This window comes from Lelliottia sp. GFLA7, assembly GCF_056490165.1.
The window spans coordinates 396,204-412,213 of the sequence record NZ_JBWLAQ010000001.1 but is presented as its reverse complement, the minus strand read 5'-3'; the positions used below and the strand labels follow the sequence as shown (position 1 = coordinate 412,213).

Sequence of the window (16,010 nt, the reverse complement as noted above, 5' to 3'; positions counted from 1 at the left end):
GGGGATGTAAATTCGCATTGTTTGCTATATGATGCCGCCGATTTTCATTTCTTAACGATTGCAGGAACCGTACACCATGCCAGTGTTACACAACCGCATTTCGAATGAGACGTTAAAAGAACGCATGCTGGCCGAAACTGAGCCGCGTATAACGATCTCGTTCTATAAGTATTTTTCCATTGCTGAGCCTCAGGAAACCCGTGACGCGCTCTACAAAGCCTTTGAGTCGCTGAATGTGTTTGGGCGTGTTTATCTCGCTCATGAGGGCATCAACGCGCAGATCAGCGTGCCAGAAAGCAAAGTCAGTGCTTTCCGCGATTTTCTCTACAGTTTTGATCCGGCGTTGAACAACGTGCGTCTCAACATCGCGCTCGATGATGACGGTAAATCGTTCTGGGTACTGCGTATGAAAGTACGTGAGCGTATCGTGGCGGACGGCATTGACGATCCAACGTTCAATGCCAGCGATGTGGGCGAGTACCTCAAAGCGGCAGAAGTGAACGCCATGCTGGACGATCCTGACGCCGTGTTTATCGATATGCGAAATCACTACGAATACGAAGTGGGCCATTTCGAGAACGCGCTGGAAATCCCGGCTGATACGTTCCGTGAACAGTTGCCGAAAGCCGTCGAGATGATGCAGGAACATAAAGATAAAAAAATCATTATGTACTGCACCGGTGGGATCCGCTGTGAAAAAGCCAGTGCCTGGATGAAGCACAGTGGGTTCAATAAAGTCTGGCATATCGAAGGCGGGATCATCGAGTATGCGCGTCGTGCGCGCGAGCAAGGTCTACCGGTACGCTTTATTGGTAAGAACTTTGTCTTTGATGAGCGTATGGGTGAGCGTATTTCTGAGGATATTATCGCGCATTGCCATCAGTGCGGAACGCCGTGTGATACTCATACCAACTGCAAAAACGACGGCTGTCACCTGCTGTTTATTCAGTGCCCGACGTGTGCAGAAAAGTTCAGGGGTTGTTGCAGTGAGCTGTGCAGCGAGGAAAGCGTGTTGCCTGAAGAGGAACAACGCCGTCGTCGTGCTGGTCGCGAAAACGGGAATAAGATCTTCAATAAATCGCGCGGACGGCTGAATACCAAACTCGGTATTCCTGACCCGGAATAACGCGTTAACGTCCCGGTCGCAGCGTGCGACCGGGATTTTTCATTATGACTTTTGCTGCACGCCTTCCACAGAAATAATCAAATCCACTTCTTGCGATGCCGGACCTAAATCGGTCGTGATATTGAAGTCCTTCAGACGAATTTTGCCCGATGCTTCAAAGCCCGCACGTTTACCGCCCCATGGGTCATCACCCTGGCCGATTAACTTAGCTTCCAGAGTCACAGGTTTGGTGACGCCATTGAGCGTCAGGTTGCCGGTAATATCCAGGTCTTCACCGTCTTTTTTGACTTCCGTTGAGGCGAATGTCGCCTGCGGGAATTTAGCGACGTTCAGGAATTCAGCGCTGCGCAGATGTTTGTCGCGCTCAGCATGGTTGGTGTCCAGACTGTTGGTATTAATCGTGACATTCACTTTATCGGCGGCGGGATTTTTTTCGTCAAAGGTAAACGAACCATCAAAATCTTTAAACGTGCCATACAACCAGCTGTATCCGAGGTGCTGAATACGGAAATTGACGAAGGCATGCTGGCCCTCTTTATCAATTTTGTAATCGGCAGCAACGGCAGAACCGGTGGTGAATAACAGTGAACCCAATGCGATACCCAGCAGGCGTTTTTTCATTTTATGCTCCAGAGTCTACAGACGAGCGGCCAAGCATGCGCTTGAGCGTATCGTCTTTATCGATGAAATGGTGTTTGAGGGCCGCAAGGCCGTGAAGGGCGGATAAAATAACGACACACCAGGCAAGCCACAAATGTATCTGACCGGCTAGATCGGCCTGTGAACCGGCATCGCTCAGCGTGGCCGGGACGTCGAAAAGACCAAATACGCTGATGGGTTTGCCGTCCGCGGTAGAAATCAGGTATCCGCTGATGAAAATGGCAAACAGGATCGAATACAGCGCTATATGCGCTCCCGCCGCAGTCACCCGAGTCAGCGTGCTATGGCTTTTGGGTGCGGAAGGAGGACGCGAAATATGTCGCCAGATAACGCGAATCACGAGCGCCATCATCAGCAGAATACCGATGCTTTTATGCAGCTCGGGTGCCTGATGATACCAGCCGTCGTAATAGCTCAGCGTCACCATCCACAGGCCAAGACCAAACATCGCGTAAACCGCGAGTGCAATGCCCCAGTGCAGCAGCATGGAAATTAATCCGTAGCGTGCAGAAGAATTACGCAGTTGCATAATGACGACCATTATCTATTAAATGAAGGCTCAAAATGGCGTGTGGAAAACATTAATGCAACTGATATTTAGGAATAAGGATTTTAATTTATTGTATTTCAGTTTAATTGAATGGGTTTGCGGTAAGTAATTCAAAAGCTTCGTGTTAAATGGCACTTTGTGCTGATTTTATTGGTTGATGGTGTAGGTGTGGGTATTCAAATAATTTGCTTATAAATTCAGCTTTTATAGAGTATTGTCAATTAAGGTCAGCCAGTGTTTTCAAAAAAATACAATATAGATAATGTCTATGAGTGCCAGCAGAGACCAGAGCAATATATAGAGCATAAAATGCTCTCTAATATTGTTGATCAGATAATCAAAGATCCTGCGCATATTTCCCCGACAGCAGTCAAAAATAAAGGCCCCAATAACCGGAGCCTTAAGATGGATATTATCCGCGAAAACGTGTAAGCGAGAACGGCGTGAGATCAAACGGCGGAGTAATACCTTGGGCAAATTGGGCTGCAATCTCACCCAGCACGGAAGCGAATTTAAAGCCGTGTCCGCTCAAGCCTGTAATGAGGAGTGTGTTGTCGTGGCCCGGTAACGTGTCGATGATAAAATCCTCATCGGGGGTGTTATCGTAAGTACAGGCCGCGCCATACAGCAGACCGCCAATTCCCGGCAGGATATGGCGTAAGAAATTAAAGGCTTCAGAACCATCGCTCGGATAGTCGCCAAAGGGTTTGCGCTCATCCGGTGAGTGAATGATCTGCCCGCCGTTATGTTTGCCAATTTTGAGCGCATCTTTTTCCGATGGGAACCCGTAGAACTGATCGCCGTTCGGCAGCTCACCGGTGAATGCAGGGAATTTATTCTGCGTACTGAAACGGCCATCGGCCTGGAACCAGGAAAAGACCTTGCGCACCGGCTGGACAGGCAGATCGGGAATCAGCTTTGTCACCCACGTGCCCGCGCTTACCAGCAGGCGAGAAGCCGTATATTGGCCTTCCGGCGTATCGACCGATACGCCGTCATCATGGTGATGAACAGCGGTCACCGGGCAGTTGAACAATTGCGCGCAGCCCGCTTGTTCAGCAAGAGAAATCCAGGTTTTGATGGCGGTTTCGCAATGCAGCACGCCTGACTCTGCCTCAAACAGGCCGATATAATCCTCAGGAACCGCAATCTCTGGCCAGCGTTTCATGATGGCATTCGCGTCGAGACGTTCAACGTTCAGATTAAACTGTCGTGCGCTCTGTTCAACGTTGGCCAAAAATTCGGAATGGGCAGGTCCAAGATTAACGACACCGGTACGCTCAAAAATAGGCTCTTCATTGAGCGCAGCCAACTCATCCCAGAGCGTTTGAGCACGCAGCACCAGCGGAACATAGCGTTCCCCTTCGCCATAGGCGTGGCGAATGAGACGGGTATCACCATGATGGCTGCCTTCTTTGTGAGGAGGCATATGGGCATCGATCATCAACACGTTAAGGCCTGCTTGCGTAGCGTAATATCCCGCCGCAGAACCCACGGAGCCGCTGCCTAAAATAATCAAGTCGTATTTCATGAGGGTCTCTTAAACCAGTACTTTGGTTTGCAGAGTAATTAATATGGCAGGCTTATACAAGGGTGAAATAAATGAGGCACCACATGGGTGCCTGTTGAGTGAATGTTGGGCATATTTAATGCCGACGATACTCATTTTCCTGGTAATCGCCAGATTCTATTTTTGCAATGCCTGCTTCTAAAATAGAAATAAATTGACGTGCAACGTCCGTGGTGAGCCACAGCGTCTGTCCAATTTCCGCGTCGTCGCGGTCTGGTTGATTCGGGGTCTGGTAGTGCAAACGCAGCATCAGAGCATCATAGCTATCTACAGTGCTGATGTCCCAACCAACAAGTGGATGGGTCTGAATGACTTCATTATTCTTTTCCATCATAACCCCTTAATGCGTGTTTAAAGACAACGGCTGTGAGGTTCAATGCGTGTTTTTCTGAAGCAATTTCAGTATATCAATAAATACGGGTTATGCAGGTGAAATAAACAGGTCGCAACACATTTTTGCGTTTTTTAAGAATGTTTGAACATTAAAACGCCATCTTATTCACGAATTTTTAAGAAGATAGGCAATTAATTTGAACTTATTTAAATGAGATGAAAAAAAGCCGGGGCGACCCGGCAAAGAAAAACAATGAGGGAGCAATATTAATCTGTGATAAACCAGTCGTCGGCGCTTTCCCAGGTTTCCTGGAGAATCTCGGTAATGCGTTCTTTATCGTCTTTTGCCGCACCCATGACGGAGAGATTATTGGCTGTGGCGTAGCGCACGGTGACGGCTCCGCCCTGGTCGGGGAAATTGTCATTGATACGACGGGATAACTCACCCGCCAACGCATCGAGCGCGCCAGCAGGCAAAACGGTTGTTTTGGCGATGGTAACTTCAATACGCATAATTGCCCCCTGTGTAATGTACTGTTTATTTATACAGTCATATCGCAAAGGTTACAACAGGGGGCGATAAATATTTAGCGCTTAACCGTCCAGTGAACGGTTTCACCCGCCAGGAACGGGATCAGGGTGTCATCTGTTAGCGCGATAGATTCCTCAACCTGACTCTCTTTGCGTTCCAGTTCGATAAAGGTTTCGTTGAGCGGCAGGCCGTAGAAGCGTGGGCCATTGATGGAGGCGAAAGCTTCGAAATGTTCAAGCGCGCCCATCTCGTCAAAGACCGTGGCATAGCTTGCCAGTGCGGTAGGGGCGTTGAAACAGCCTGCACAGCCACAGCTAGCCTCTTTACGATGACGCGCATGCGGAGCCGAGTCCGTCCCCAGGAACGCACGGGTAAACCCACTGGCGACCAGCTCACGTAAGGCCTGTTGATGGATGTTACGCTTGAGGATCGGCAGGCAATACAGATGCGGACGCACACCGCCGACCAGCATGTGGTTGCGGTTAAACATCAGGTGCTGCGGGGTGATCGTCGCGGCGAGCAACTCATTACCGTCGCGCACGTATTCCGCGGCATCTTTGGTTGTAATATGCTCAAACACCACTTTCAGGCCTTGAAGGCGTTGACGAAGCGGTTCCATGACGGTTTCGATGAAACGCGCTTCGCGATCGAAAATATCAATTTCAGCATGCGTCACTTCGCCGTGAACCAGCAGCGGCATCCCCAGTTTTTCCATGCGTTCCAGCACAGGCATGATGGCATCAATACTGGTGACACCATGGCTGGAGTTGGTGGTGGCATTGGCGGGATACAGCTTAGCCGCTGTGAAGACACCTTCGTTGAATCCGCGTTTGACTTCATTCGGGTCGAGCGAGTCGGTAAGGTAGCAGGTCATCAGCGGGGTAAAATCGTGGTCCGCCGGAACCGCATCGAGGATGCGCTGGCGATAGGCAATAGCCGCATCGACGGTGGTGACTGGGGGAGCCAGGTTAGGCATGACAATCGCGCGGCCATAGAGTTCGCTGGTATAGGGCACGACGGTTTTAAGCATATCGCCATCGCGCAGATGGATATGCCAGTCGTCAGGGCGGCGGATTTTCAGAACCTGGGGTTGTGCAGTCATTGATATGCTCCGGCTTATCAGGAATCAGTCATAAGGATGGCTGTTTTTGCCGGACACAAATCATATGCGTAAACGTTTTCGTTTGCACACATTTCCGTAAAACAAGCGCGCAAAAAAAAGAGCGCCATCGGCGCTCTCAGAGATTAATTGGTGAACGGGATAATGATTTCGCCCGGTTTCACTTCAATGCCTTTGGCATATTTCCTGGCTAACGCTTCACCCTTGCTCTTGTCTTCGCTGAGAACATAGGCTGGCTGCTGGTTGAAATAATTACGCAGAGACTGGTTCAGATAGGGCATCAGCGTCTGGAGAACCGGCTTCATTTTTTCCGGCGTGACGTCGGCATCGACGATCTCCATCTCCTGCAGATAAATTGCCCCTTTTTCTTTATTGAAGACCGGCAATGCTTTGAGCTTCAGCTTGATATTCGCTTTCTGGCTGCCGAACAACGAGTTCATATCCAGTTTTGCATCACCTGACAGTGTCACCTTGTTGGGCTCTTCGCGTCCAATCTGGCTGACCAACTGATTCAGGACGATATGGGCATCGGCAACGCCGGGCACACCAATATCTTTCGAGAAGTTGTTATGTTTTTCCAGCGCCTGATTAATTTCCTGCTCGCTGACGGAGTACTGCGTAAGCTGGTTACAGCCCACCAGCAGGCCGCTGATAACAAACGCAGCAGCAATGACAATCTTTTTCATGGGGTTCCTCAACATGATTTCGGCGCTTCTGTCCTGACGCGTCAGTATGTCAGGGTGATATCCATGAGACCAGCAGAAAAAACTGATAATGGAAGAGGGCGGGAGAGGGTTCCCGCCCTGGGAACGTTATATCGCCTGCGACGAAAGCAGATTGATTTGCGTCTGCTTCGCCATATTGTCGCGGTAATCGGTTACGCGCGACGGCCAGCTAATTCCAGCCACCAGCGTCAAATTACGCAGCAATGGGAACAGGTGAATATCATCCTCTGACAGTTCGCCATTCACGGCATTCGGCTTCACGATTAGCTTATCCAGCGCGCGCAAATCGTCACTGATGTTTTTGATAAGCCCCGGCGAGTGGGAGAGGTGTTCGGCAAAATTACCGATGGCAGCCTCTTTTTTCTCGACGAAATAGGCTCGTGCCTGCGGCGTGGCAAATTCATCAAAAGCGCCAGTGGCAAAACGTGGAATGAGCAGGCGATTAACGTAGCCGTTCACTTTTCGTAGCCACTCCTCGATGGCCGGATTGCGTTTACCGGTGAGCAAGGGAGCACCATCAAGTTTGTCGACATAGTGGACGATGTCCATGCTTTCGGGGAGATAGCGGCTGTCGTCTTTTTGCAGGATCGGCGCCATTTTCTTGCCAATCATGCGGGTGGGCGTCTCTTCGTCATCGCTCAACAGCGTGACTAACTCGACCGGGAGATTCTTCAGGCCGAAAATCATTCGGGCTTTCAGACAGAACGGACAGTGATCGTAGATATAGAGCTTCACGTTTCTCCTCCATTTTGTGACCAACAGTTTTTATTATGGCCGAGAAAAAAGCATGTTTCAAATCAAGCCCCTGGCTCAAGCATACCGCTCGCGCTTCGCTTCGGGCTAAATTGCCACCACAGTGCAATGAGGGTAATAAAGCCCACGACGCCGAGCATTACCCAGGGTAATTCTGGTTGATTCATGGCCTTACCGGAATCAAATAACCAGCCGCCACCGGCATATCCAAGCGCGCCACCCAGCGCCAGACCGAGGCGGCTGAACCCCATATAGCTGCCACGCGCGCGTGGGTCTGCAAGCCCGGCACCGAGCGTTTCGCGGGCGGGTTCAGCAATGATTGAGCCGATATAAAAGGTACAAATCAGCACAAAGAGCTGTTGCACGCTGCTCACTAAACCGATGGGCATCATGCTAAGAGTCATGACCAGTAGGCCGGCCATGAGGCGATGTTCCAGACGAAAACGCTTTTCGCTCCAGCGAGCAATAGGGTAGAGCAGAGTAAGTGACAGGCAGGCTTCGATGGCATACATCCACTTCACGGCGGCAGGCGAGCCCGCAATGTCGTTCACCATAATCGGCAGCATCAGCATCACCTGTACGGCCAGCATGTAATAGCCCGTCAGCGTCAGCACATACGTGACAAAACGCTTATCGGCCATGACGCGGCCCAGCCCTTCCCGCACCGGCGCTTTGACCGTCGAGAGTTTCCAGGCCGGCAGCAGCCAGGCATTAAACGCAGCGCAAAGGATAAACAGCGCGGCACCCGTCGCACAGACCAGGCGGAAATCATACTGCAGCAGCCAGCTGCCCAGCAGCGCACCGATGACTGCGCCCGCGCTGTCCTGCATCATCAGCAACGAGAAAAAACGGCCGCGCTGTCGCGGACGAATTAATTTCACCACCAGTGCGGTTCGCGGTGGATCAAACAGCGTGCCGCCGAGACCGGAGAGAAAACAGGAAAACCACAGCAGCCAGGGATCGTGCGCAATACCCATGGTGGCAAAACCCGCCGCGCGCAGCAGCATACCGGTGACAATCATCGGTTTTGCGCCGAAGCGATCGGCAATCGCTCCACCAAAAACGCCAAGCCCCTGTTGCACAAATTGCCGCAACCCCAGCGCAATCCCGACCATTAACGCCGCCCAGCCCATTTGATCGACAAAACGAATGGATATCAGCGGGAACACGACGAAAAAGCCCAACACAACCAGCATGTTATCGACGAGCAGGAAATATTTACCGAGATTACGAGCCTGTGATACGCGGGACATTTTCCCTCCAGGGAAAAGTACACAGAGTCTTCAGGCTGCCGCTGCGTGAGCCACGCCGTGATGCAGTTTGAATAGGTCGGTGTAGAGAAAGGTGAGCACGCTAATATTCTGCGGTGTTGACGTGCGTTTTCCCACCCCTGCTTGCGACAATATTTTTTTATCAAAAGGGTGGTTTGATTCAGCTTTTTCATCGAATTTTGTGAATTCAACGAAAAATGGTATGTCACTGTTTTCACAGAAGGCACAGGCGCAGGTATAGTAAAGCTAACGGGTAATAGGGCTGAAGTGACGGGAAGGAGTGGTATCGATGTTTGGCTACCGTAGTAACGTGCCAAAAGTGCGCCTGACAACAGACCGATTGGTCGTTCGTCTGGTGCATGAGCGTGATGCCTGGCGTCTGGCGGATTATTACGCCGAAAATCGCCAGTTTTTAAAACCCTGGGAACCCGTAAGAGATGAAAGCCACTGCTTTCCTTCTGGCTGGCAGGCACGTCTGAATATGATTGCCGAGTTTCATAAGCAGGGAACGGCTTTTTATTTCGCGCTCCTGGACCCTGAAGAAAAAGAAATCATCGGGATCGCCAATTTTTCCAACGTGGTGCGCGGATCGTTCCACGCCTGCTATCTCGGCTATTCTATTGGTCAAAAATGGCAAGGGCAGGGACTGATGTTTGAAGCGCTAACCTCCGCCATTCGCTACATGCAGCGAACCCAGCATATTCATCGCATTATGGCCAATTACATGCCGCACAATCAGCGCAGCGGCGATCTGCTGGCGCGTCTGGGATTTGAAAAAGAAGGGTACGCAAAATCGTATTTGCTGATCGACGGCGAGTGGCGTGACCACGTGCTGACGGCGTTAACCACCAAAGAATGGACCGCAGGTCGATAAGGATAAAAGATGAAATATCAGTTAACTGCTACGGAAGCGCGCGTCATTGGCTGTCTGCTGGAAAAACAGGTGACGACACCGGAGCAATATCCGCTGTCGGTAAATGCCGTCACCCTGGCTTGTAATCAAAAATCCAACCGCGAGCCGGTGCTCAACCTGAGCGAACACGATGTCCAGGATCATCTGGATGCGCTGGTAAAACGCCATTATCTGCGCACCGTCAGCGGATTCGGCAATCGCGTCACCAAATACGAGCAGCGTTTTTGTAATTCCGAGTTTGGCGACCTCAAGTTCAGTTCCGCTGAAGTCGCGATCGTCACCACGTTACTGTTACGCGGCGCACAAACGCCGGGTGAATTGCGATCTCGCGCCTCGCGAATGCATGAATTTAGCGATATGCAGGAGGTGGAACAGACGCTGGAAAATCTCGCCTCGCGCGAAGACGGCCCGTTTGTCATGCGTCTGCCACGCGAGCCGGGTAAACGTGAAAGTCGCTTTATGCATTTATTTAGTGGCGATGTTGAAACGTTGATCAACGTGGCGGAAGCCGTGTCACCCGTAGAGGACGAATCGCTGGCCGCCCGCGTTGACGCGCTCGAAACGGAAGTCGCTGAGCTAAAACAGCGCCTGGATTCCTTGCTGGCACATTTAGGAGAATAACCATGACAAAACTACGCATTGGCGTTGTCGGGCTGGGCGGAATCGCGCAAAAAGCGTGGCTACCCGTTTTGGGTGCCGCATCGGACTGGACGCTGGCGGGAGCATGGTCTCCCACGCGGGTGAAAGCCCTGCAAATTTGTGAGACCTGGCGGATGCCCTACGCCGTTTCTCTGCTCGATCTGGCGCGCGAGTGCGATGCGGTGTTTGTCCACACCTCGACAGCTTCGCATTATCAGGTGGTCACTGCACTGTTAAACGCAGGCGTGCATGTTTGCGTGGATAAGCCACTGGCGGAAAATGTGTCGGACGCAGAGCGCCTCATTGAGCTGGCCGCGCGTAAAAACCTGACGCTCATGGTCGGGTTTAACCGTCGTTTCTCGCCGGTCTATCAGGATTTGAAAGCGCAGTTGGGCAGCGCTGCGTCGCTGCGTATGGATAAGCATCGCACCGACAGTATCGGTCCGAATGATATGCGCTTTACGCTGCTGGACGACTATCTTCATGTGATCGACACCGCGCTGTGGCTGGCGGGCGGTAACGCCCAACTCAACAGCGGCACGCTGCAAACCAACGGGCACGGTGCGATGGTTTATGCCGAACACCATTTTTCTGTTGACCATGTGCAGGTGACGACCAGCATGCATCGTCGCGCGGGCAGCCAGTGTGAATCGGTGCAGGCCGTAACGGATGGTGCGTTGTATGACATCACCGATATGCGGGAATGGCGTGAAGAAAAGGGCAGCGGCGTGATAACCCGTCCAACTGCCAGCTGGCAAAGTACGCTCGAGCAGCGCGGCTTCGCCGGATGTGCGCGTCACTTCATTGAGTGCGTACAAAATCAGACGGTTCCTGAAACCTCGGGTGAACAGGCGATCATGGCCCAGCGCATCATTGAAAAGCTCTGGCGCGAGGCAATGACCGAATGAAAACGGTTTAATCCCCGTCACATCTGCGGATAGTAATTCGCATAAATACGGGTAGACTAAGCGCTTCTTTTAACGCCTGCTTTGCAGGCGTTTTGCCGTGTGGTAGTGGAAATTCACGTTAATGAACTTATTAAAATCGCTGGCAGCCGTCAGCTCGATGACCATGTTTTCTCGCGTACTGGGTTTTGCCCGCGACGCGATAGTGGCAAGGGTCTTTGGTGCAGGCATGGCAACCGACGCCTTTTTTGTGGCATTCAAATTACCCAATCTTCTGCGCCGTATTTTCGCAGAAGGCGCATTTTCCCAGGCGTTTGTCCCGATCCTGGCAGAGTACAAAAGCAAGCAGGGTGAAGACGCCACTCGCGTGTTTGTCTCCTATGTTTCGGGCTTGCTGACGCTGGCGCTGGCGATCGTGACGGTCGTCGGGATGCTGGCTGCTCCGTGGGTCATCATGGTGACTGCGCCAGGCTTTGCCGACACGGCGGATAAATTTGCCCTGACCTCGCAACTGTTGCGCATCACCTTTCCTTATATTCTGCTGATTTCACTGGCCTCGCTGGTGGGAGCGATCCTCAACACCTGGAACCGATTTTCAGTCCCGGCGTTCGCGCCGACGTTTTTGAACGTCAGCATGATTGGTTTTGCCCTGTTTGCCGCACCGCACTTTAACCCTCCCGTGCTGGCGCTAGCGTGGGCGGTTACTGTCGGCGGTGTGCTGCAGCTGGCTTATCAACTTCCGCATCTGAAAAAAATCGGCATGCTGGTGCTGCCGCGCATTAACTTCCGCGATGCAGGTGCGATGCGCGTTATCAAGCAGATGGGACCGGCGATTCTCGGCGTTTCTGTGAGCCAGATTTCCCTGATTATCAACACCATTTTTGCCTCGTTCCTGGTGTCGGGTTCGGTGTCATGGATGTATTACGCCGACCGTCTGATGGAGTTTCCGTCTGGTGTGCTGGGCGTGGCGCTGGGAACCATTTTACTGCCGTCGCTTTCCCGAAGCTTTGCCAGCGGAAATCATGATGAGTATTGCCGCCTGATGGACTGGGGCTTACGCCTGTGCTTTTTGCTGGCGTTGCCCAGTGCGGTCGCGCTGGGCATCTTGGCAAAACCGCTGACCGTCTCATTATTCCAGTATGGGAAATTCAGCGCGTTTGATGCCCTGATGACCCAGCGCGCATTAGTGGCGTATTCCGTGGGTCTGATGGGGCTGATCGTCGTGAAAGTGTTAGCCCCGGGCTTCTACTCCCGTCAGGACATTAAAACGCCGGTCAAAATCGCCATCGTGACGCTTATCCTGACGCAGGTGATGAACCTGATCTTTATCGGTCCGCTGAAACACGCCGGTTTGTCGCTGTCGATTGGTCTTGGCGCATGCCTGAACGCAGGTTTGCTGTACTGGCAATTGCGTAAGCAAAACATCTTCACGCCGCAGCCGGGCTGGATGAGCTTCCTGATTCGTCTGGTGATTGCGGTTCTGGTGATGGCTGCAGCGCTAGTGGGGATGATGTACGTGATGCCTGAATGGTCAAATGGCACCATGCTGTTCCGTCTGCTGCGCCTGATGGCGGTGGTGGTGGTGGGAATGGCGGCCTATTTCGCCACGCTGGCGGTACTCGGTTTTAAAGTGAAAGAGTTCGCCCGCCGAACAGTATAAGCGACGAAAGGGGAGTCACCTGCTGGTGCTCCCCGTCGTCTGTCTAATCGCGATGGCGATTAAATCGAAATCTTTTTACCACCGCCGCGCGAGCTGGCCGTCTGGCCATTAGCGCCATACAGTCCAGGCTCCTGATGAGGTTTTAACACCTCGAGCGCCTGCTGATTGCGTTCAATCTGCCCCTCCAACAACCAGCCGTTATGCTGGTTGAGATCGCGAAGGTGCTGAGTTTTCTCAGTAATAGTCTGCCAGCGCTCAGCGATATCATCATTCGCGCTACGTCGCGGGTCTTGCTCCGCACGACGCTGTTGTTCCAGGTAATCCAGGGTGGCCAACAGCGAGCTTTTATCTTCAGTAATACGCTGCAAAGCGCTACCGGTAAAATGTCCCATGGACAGCTGCTGCTGTTCGGCATCCATTACCGTCTTCAGATCGTTCAGGACTACCGTCATCTGATCCAATATTTCTGACAGTCGACTCATACGGTTATTTACTCTGTAAGAAGCTCTGCGTTTCCTGAAGCAATGCATCAGCAATTTTGCTGGTGTCCATCTTCAATTCGCCGTTACGAATAGCCGCTTTCAGCGATTCGACACGTTCGACGTTGATATCATTTGTCGCAGGCTGCATCAGTTTTGACTGCCCATCACTCAGGGTGACGCTGGCGCTGGTGCTGCTCGCCGTGGACGATTTTTCGGCGCGTGCTTTCAGTACTGGCGCGTCATTCGTTTCACGAGGTTGTACAGTGCTAACCGGTTTCAGGGGCGATGTACGATCAATGCTCATAGTGTTGTCCTCATAGAGGTTCGCGGCGTTGGCGCCTGACATTATCATTTGTAAATTATTTATCGGCAGGTGCCGTGAAATCTTTAAAAAGATTATAGGTTAATCAGAATAATCCCATCAGATCCGACGGTTCCGCTTACAACCTGACCAGAGGACATCCTCACGCGAGCATTTTGAGCGACGGCTGCGTTGTTCAACGCCTGGCCTTCGCTGTTGACACTAAACCCGTCTCCGTTGGCGATCACCATGACGCGTTGTCCTGCTTTTACGCGCCATGCCTGACGCAACATCGACAGTTGTATCGCTTGTCCTGGCGCTAAATCGCGCAGGCTAACGGAGTCTTGCGCCTGATTAATATCAAGCATAGTGCGCGGCGGGAGCTGATCCAGTCGACCGCGTTTTAATTCCACGCTGGTCGTCTGCAACACGCTACCGCGGGCAATGGGCTGGGCGGCGACGACATAGTTGCCTGTCGCCTGCACGTTCACCTGTAAAAAGCGTTTTTCATTGTTACAGCGCGCCAGCACGTTCACATTGCCCCACAGTTTTGTGGTGCCACTGATGCTGAGTGCAGGCTGATCGCAGGAGGGCAGGAGATTGGGCTGCGTGCGGACGGTCACCGTTACCTCATCACTAAAGCCGGCCAGACGCTGGGCAAAAAACGCCGTTAACTGGGCATTCAGATCCTGAGCCTGCGTCAGAGGACTTAAAAGTAAGAGGGTCGCGGCTAAGCCACTTTTGAACGACAGCATCACACATTCCCACGGTTCCTGGATTTGAGACGATTCTACCCCGTACGCTTTTTCTTCAACGCGACAAATAGCGACGCATTTTGCGTGTATTCCGTCGATAAGGTGTACGGGTTGAGTTTTAAGCTACATGCTGAAATTTCGCCATCAGCGGAGAAGACATGCTCGATAAACTCGACGCCTCGTTACGTTTTCAACAGGAAGCGCTCAACCTGCGCGCTCAGCGGCAAGAAGTGTTGGCCAGCAACATCGCGAACGCGGATACCCCAGGGTATCAGGCGCGCGATATGGATTTTTCCAGTGAGCTTAAAAAAGTGATGGATCGTGGCCGCGCGGAAGGGACCGGTGTTGCCCTGGCATTGACGTCTTCGCGTCATATCCCCGCTCAGGCAATGACTGCCCCATCTACCGATTTACTTTACCGCATTCCCGATCAGCCATCCCTTGACGGCAACACCGTTGATATGGACCGGGAACGCACCCAGTTTGCCGATAACAGCCTGAAATATCAGACGGGCCTGACCGTTCTCGGCGGACAGATTAGAAGCATGCAGAGCGTTCTGCAGGGAGGCAACTAATTCATGGCCTTACTGAATATTTTTGATATCGCCGGTTCGGCGTTGACCGCCCAGTCCCAGCGTCTGAACGTTGCCGCCAGTAACATGGCGAACGCCGACAGCGTGACCGGACCAGATGGTCAGCCTTATCGTGCGAAACAGGTCGTCTTTCAGGTCGATGCTGCGCCGGGCGCGGCAACCGGTGGCGTGAAAGTCTCCAGTGTGGTTGAGAGTCAGGCACCGGACAAACTGGTGTATGAGCCGGGCAATCCGCTGGCTGATGCGAACGGTTACGTCAAAATGCCAAACGTCGACGTCGTCGGCGAGATGGTGAACACCATGTCCGCTTCCCGCAGCTATCAGGCGAACGTCGAAGTGCTCAATACCGTCAAGAGCATGATGCTCAAAACGCTCACTCTCGGCCAGTAAAGGAGACACGAATGTCCATTGCCGTCAACGTGAATGACCCGACTAACTCCGGCGTCGCAGGCACCAGCAGTACCAGCGGTTCTAAATCCCTGACGGGAAACAGCGCATCCGATCTGCAAGGCAGCTTTTTGACGCTGCTGGTTGCACAGCTGAAGAACCAGGATCCGACCAACCCGATGCAAAATAACGAACTGACCACGCAGCTTGCGCAGATCAGTACCGTGAGTGGTATCGAGAAGCTAAACACCACGCTCGGCTCAGTGTCGGGTCAGCTTAATGATAGCCAGTCACTGCAAGCCAGTAACCTGATTGGCCACGGTGTGATGATCCCAGGGACCACTATCCTGGCAGGGACCAGCACCACCGAAGGCAACAGCGTCACCACTACAACGCCGTTTGGCGTTGAGTTGCAGCAGACTGCCGATAAAGTCACCGCCACAATCACTAACAAAGATGGCGTCGCTGTTCGCGTCATCGATATCGGTGAGCTTAAAGCTGGCGTCCATACCTTTAGTTGGGATGGCAAATTGACTGACGGTACCACCGCGCCAAACGGTTCTTACAGCGTTGCCATTTCCGCCAGCAATGGTGCAAATCAGCTCGTGGCTCAGCCGCTCAAGTTCGCGCTGGTTCAGGGCGTGACGCGCGGCAGTGACGGCAACAAACTGGATTTGGGTACTTCTGGTACCACTACGCTCGACGAAGTTCGGCAGATTATTTAAGCCTTAATAC

The 16,010-nt window shown here is 52.4% G+C and carries 21 protein-coding genes; 8 read left to right on the top strand and 13 right to left on the bottom strand.

The features are described 5' to 3' along the window. Positions 1–76: 76 nt before the first annotated feature. A complete protein-coding gene (gene trhO, locus AC07RN_RS02080) occupies positions 77–1,126 on the top strand; it encodes an oxygen-dependent tRNA uridine(34) hydroxylase TrhO (protein ID WP_012016965.1) in 1,050 nt (349 codons plus the stop codon). 42 nt (positions 1,127–1,168) lie between these two features. On the opposite strand, the gene AC07RN_RS02075 is transcribed toward trhO, so the two are convergent. From AC07RN_RS02075 to mdtH, 10 genes are all read right to left on the bottom strand, one after another. Then, entirely contained in the window at positions 1,169–1,747 is a 579-nt protein-coding gene (locus AC07RN_RS02075; RefSeq protein ID WP_012016966.1) for a YceI family protein, read from the bottom strand. A gap of 1 nt (position 1,748) precedes the next feature. Beyond that, positions 1,749–2,315, bottom strand: a complete 567-nt coding sequence (locus AC07RN_RS02070; RefSeq protein ID WP_478335449.1) for a cytochrome b — start codon at positions 2,313–2,315, stop codon at positions 1,749–1,751. A 261-nt stretch (positions 2,316–2,576) separates the two neighbouring features. Further along, positions 2,577–2,690 carry a YceO family protein gene (locus tag AC07RN_RS02065; protein ID WP_012016968.1) on the bottom strand — a complete coding sequence of 38 codons (114 nt, stop codon included), beginning with the start codon at positions 2,688–2,690 and terminating at the stop codon, positions 2,577–2,579. A 58-nt stretch (positions 2,691–2,748) separates the two neighbouring features. Then, the gene (gene solA / locus AC07RN_RS02060; protein WP_478335448.1) at positions 2,749–3,867 is read right to left on the bottom strand and encodes an N-methyl-L-tryptophan oxidase; all 1,119 of its coding nucleotides are present in this window, start codon (positions 3,865–3,867) and stop codon (positions 2,749–2,751) included. A 115-nt stretch (positions 3,868–3,982) separates the two neighbouring features. Then, entirely contained in the window at positions 3,983–4,237 is a 255-nt protein-coding gene (bssS, locus tag AC07RN_RS02055; RefSeq protein ID WP_012016970.1) for a biofilm formation regulator BssS, read from the bottom strand. A 269-nt stretch (positions 4,238–4,506) separates the two neighbouring features. Next, positions 4,507–4,752 carry a DNA damage-inducible protein I gene (gene dinI, locus AC07RN_RS02050; RefSeq protein WP_186754099.1) on the bottom strand — a complete coding sequence of 82 codons (246 nt, stop codon included), beginning with the start codon at positions 4,750–4,752 and terminating at the stop codon, positions 4,507–4,509. Positions 4,753–4,826: 74 nt separating this feature from the next. Continuing rightward, positions 4,827–5,873 carry a dihydroorotase gene (gene pyrC, locus AC07RN_RS02045; RefSeq protein ID WP_478335447.1) on the bottom strand — a complete coding sequence of 349 codons (1,047 nt, stop codon included), beginning with the start codon at positions 5,871–5,873 and terminating at the stop codon, positions 4,827–4,829. Between the two features lie 143 nt (positions 5,874–6,016). Beyond that, complete coding sequence (locus AC07RN_RS02040; protein WP_012016973.1) at positions 6,017–6,577, bottom strand: lipoprotein; 561 nt, start codon at positions 6,575–6,577, stop codon at positions 6,017–6,019. Between the two features lie 126 nt (positions 6,578–6,703). Further along, positions 6,704–7,351 carry a glutaredoxin 2 gene (grxB, locus tag AC07RN_RS02035; RefSeq protein ID WP_012016974.1) on the bottom strand — a complete coding sequence of 216 codons (648 nt, stop codon included), beginning with the start codon at positions 7,349–7,351 and terminating at the stop codon, positions 6,704–6,706. 62 nt (positions 7,352–7,413) lie between these two features. Then, a complete protein-coding gene (gene mdtH / locus AC07RN_RS02030; protein ID WP_449553502.1) occupies positions 7,414–8,622 on the bottom strand; it encodes a multidrug efflux MFS transporter MdtH in 1,209 nt (402 codons plus the stop codon). 307 nt (positions 8,623–8,929) lie between these two features. Between mdtH and rimJ the strand changes: the two genes are divergently transcribed. The 4 genes from rimJ to murJ all read left to right on the top strand — a co-directional run bounded on the left by rimJ (position 8,930) and on the right by murJ (position 12,757). Beyond that, entirely contained in the window at positions 8,930–9,514 is a 585-nt protein-coding gene (gene rimJ, locus AC07RN_RS02025; RefSeq protein ID WP_012016976.1) for a ribosomal protein S5-alanine N-acetyltransferase, read from the top strand. 9 nt (positions 9,515–9,523) lie between these two features. Further along, positions 9,524–10,174 carry a YceH family protein gene (locus tag AC07RN_RS02020; protein WP_235135314.1) on the top strand — a complete coding sequence of 217 codons (651 nt, stop codon included), beginning with the start codon at positions 9,524–9,526 and terminating at the stop codon, positions 10,172–10,174. Positions 10,175–10,176: 2 nt separating this feature from the next. Further along, a complete protein-coding gene (locus AC07RN_RS02015) occupies positions 10,177–11,100 on the top strand; it encodes a Gfo/Idh/MocA family protein (protein WP_478335446.1) in 924 nt (307 codons plus the stop codon). A 121-nt stretch (positions 11,101–11,221) separates the two neighbouring features. Beyond that, positions 11,222–12,757: a murein biosynthesis integral membrane protein MurJ gene (gene murJ / locus AC07RN_RS02010; RefSeq protein WP_012016979.1), complete on the top strand. Its 1,536-nt coding sequence runs from the start codon at positions 11,222–11,224 to the stop codon at positions 12,755–12,757. Positions 12,758–12,816: 59 nt separating this feature from the next. On the opposite strand, the gene flgN is transcribed toward murJ, so the two are convergent. The 3 genes from flgN to flgA all read right to left on the bottom strand — a co-directional run bounded on the left by flgN (position 12,817) and on the right by flgA (position 14,295). Then, positions 12,817–13,239 carry a flagella biosynthesis chaperone FlgN gene (gene flgN, locus AC07RN_RS02005; protein WP_012016980.1) on the bottom strand — a complete coding sequence of 141 codons (423 nt, stop codon included), beginning with the start codon at positions 13,237–13,239 and terminating at the stop codon, positions 12,817–12,819. A gap of 4 nt (positions 13,240–13,243) precedes the next feature. Next, complete coding sequence (gene flgM / locus AC07RN_RS02000; protein ID WP_041689368.1) at positions 13,244–13,543, bottom strand: flagellar biosynthesis anti-sigma factor FlgM; 300 nt, start codon at positions 13,541–13,543, stop codon at positions 13,244–13,246. 92 nt (positions 13,544–13,635) lie between these two features. After that, positions 13,636–14,295 (bottom strand): flagellar basal body P-ring formation chaperone FlgA, encoded by a 660-nt coding sequence (gene flgA, locus AC07RN_RS01995; RefSeq protein ID WP_012016982.1) that lies wholly within the window; start codon positions 14,293–14,295, stop codon positions 13,636–13,638. A 158-nt stretch (positions 14,296–14,453) separates the two neighbouring features. On the opposite strand from flgA, the gene flgB reads away from it, so the two are divergent. The 3 genes from flgB to flgD are packed head-to-tail and all read left to right on the top strand — an operon-like array spanning position 14,454 to position 16,000. Next, entirely contained in the window at positions 14,454–14,870 is a 417-nt protein-coding gene (gene flgB / locus AC07RN_RS01990) for a flagellar basal body rod protein FlgB (protein WP_478335445.1), read from the top strand. 3 nt (positions 14,871–14,873) lie between these two features. Continuing rightward, on the top strand, positions 14,874–15,278 hold the full coding sequence (flgC, locus tag AC07RN_RS01985) for a flagellar basal body rod protein FlgC (protein WP_059178325.1): 405 nt from the start codon (positions 14,874–14,876) through the stop codon (positions 15,276–15,278). Between the two features lie 11 nt (positions 15,279–15,289). Continuing rightward, on the top strand, positions 15,290–16,000 hold the full coding sequence (gene flgD / locus AC07RN_RS01980) for a flagellar hook assembly protein FlgD (RefSeq protein ID WP_478335444.1): 711 nt from the start codon (positions 15,290–15,292) through the stop codon (positions 15,998–16,000). The last annotated feature ends 10 nt before the right edge of the window (positions 16,001–16,010 follow it).

What these genes read in the sequence shown, in the direction of transcription:
- trhO (WP_012016965.1), top strand. Translation starts at nt 77, where the DNA reads ATGCCAGTGTTACACAACCGCATTTCGAATGAGACGTTAAAAGAACGC.
- AC07RN_RS02075 (WP_012016966.1), bottom strand. Translation starts at nt 1,747, where the DNA reads ATGAAAAAACGCCTGCTGGGTATCGCATTGGGTTCACTGTTATTCACC.
- AC07RN_RS02070 (WP_478335449.1), bottom strand. Translation starts at nt 2,315, where the DNA reads ATGCAACTGCGTAATTCTTCTGCACGCTACGGATTAATTTCCATGCTG.
- AC07RN_RS02065 (WP_012016968.1), bottom strand. Translation starts at nt 2,690, where the DNA reads ATGCGCAGGATCTTTGATTATCTGATCAACAATATTAGAGAGCATTTT.
- solA (WP_478335448.1), bottom strand. Translation starts at nt 3,867, where the DNA reads ATGAAATACGACTTGATTATTTTAGGCAGCGGCTCCGTGGGTTCTGCG.
- bssS (WP_012016970.1), bottom strand. Translation starts at nt 4,237, where the DNA reads ATGGAAAAGAATAATGAAGTCATTCAGACCCATCCACTTGTTGGTTGG.
- dinI (WP_186754099.1), bottom strand. Translation starts at nt 4,752, where the DNA reads ATGCGTATTGAAGTTACCATCGCCAAAACAACCGTTTTGCCTGCTGGC.
- pyrC (WP_478335447.1), bottom strand. Translation starts at nt 5,873, where the DNA reads ATGACTGCACAACCCCAGGTTCTGAAAATCCGCCGCCCTGACGACTGG.
- AC07RN_RS02040 (WP_012016973.1), bottom strand. Translation starts at nt 6,577, where the DNA reads ATGAAAAAGATTGTCATTGCTGCTGCGTTTGTTATCAGCGGCCTGCTG.
- mdtH (WP_449553502.1), bottom strand. Translation starts at nt 8,622, where the DNA reads ATGTCCCGCGTATCACAGGCTCGTAATCTCGGTAAATATTTCCTGCTC.
- rimJ (WP_012016976.1), top strand. Translation starts at nt 8,930, where the DNA reads ATGTTTGGCTACCGTAGTAACGTGCCAAAAGTGCGCCTGACAACAGAC.
- AC07RN_RS02020 (WP_235135314.1), top strand. Translation starts at nt 9,524, where the DNA reads ATGAAATATCAGTTAACTGCTACGGAAGCGCGCGTCATTGGCTGTCTG.
- AC07RN_RS02015 (WP_478335446.1), top strand. Translation starts at nt 10,177, where the DNA reads ATGACAAAACTACGCATTGGCGTTGTCGGGCTGGGCGGAATCGCGCAA.
- murJ (WP_012016979.1), top strand. Translation starts at nt 11,222, where the DNA reads ATGAACTTATTAAAATCGCTGGCAGCCGTCAGCTCGATGACCATGTTT.
- flgN (WP_012016980.1), bottom strand. Translation starts at nt 13,239, where the DNA reads ATGAGTCGACTGTCAGAAATATTGGATCAGATGACGGTAGTCCTGAAC.
- flgM (WP_041689368.1), bottom strand. Translation starts at nt 13,543, where the DNA reads ATGAGCATTGATCGTACATCGCCCCTGAAACCGGTTAGCACTGTACAA.
- flgA (WP_012016982.1), bottom strand. Translation starts at nt 14,295, where the DNA reads ATGCTGTCGTTCAAAAGTGGCTTAGCCGCGACCCTCTTACTTTTAAGT.
- flgB (WP_478335445.1), top strand. Translation starts at nt 14,454, where the DNA reads ATGCTCGATAAACTCGACGCCTCGTTACGTTTTCAACAGGAAGCGCTC.
- flgC (WP_059178325.1), top strand. Translation starts at nt 14,874, where the DNA reads ATGGCCTTACTGAATATTTTTGATATCGCCGGTTCGGCGTTGACCGCC.
- flgD (WP_478335444.1), top strand. Translation starts at nt 15,290, where the DNA reads ATGTCCATTGCCGTCAACGTGAATGACCCGACTAACTCCGGCGTCGCA.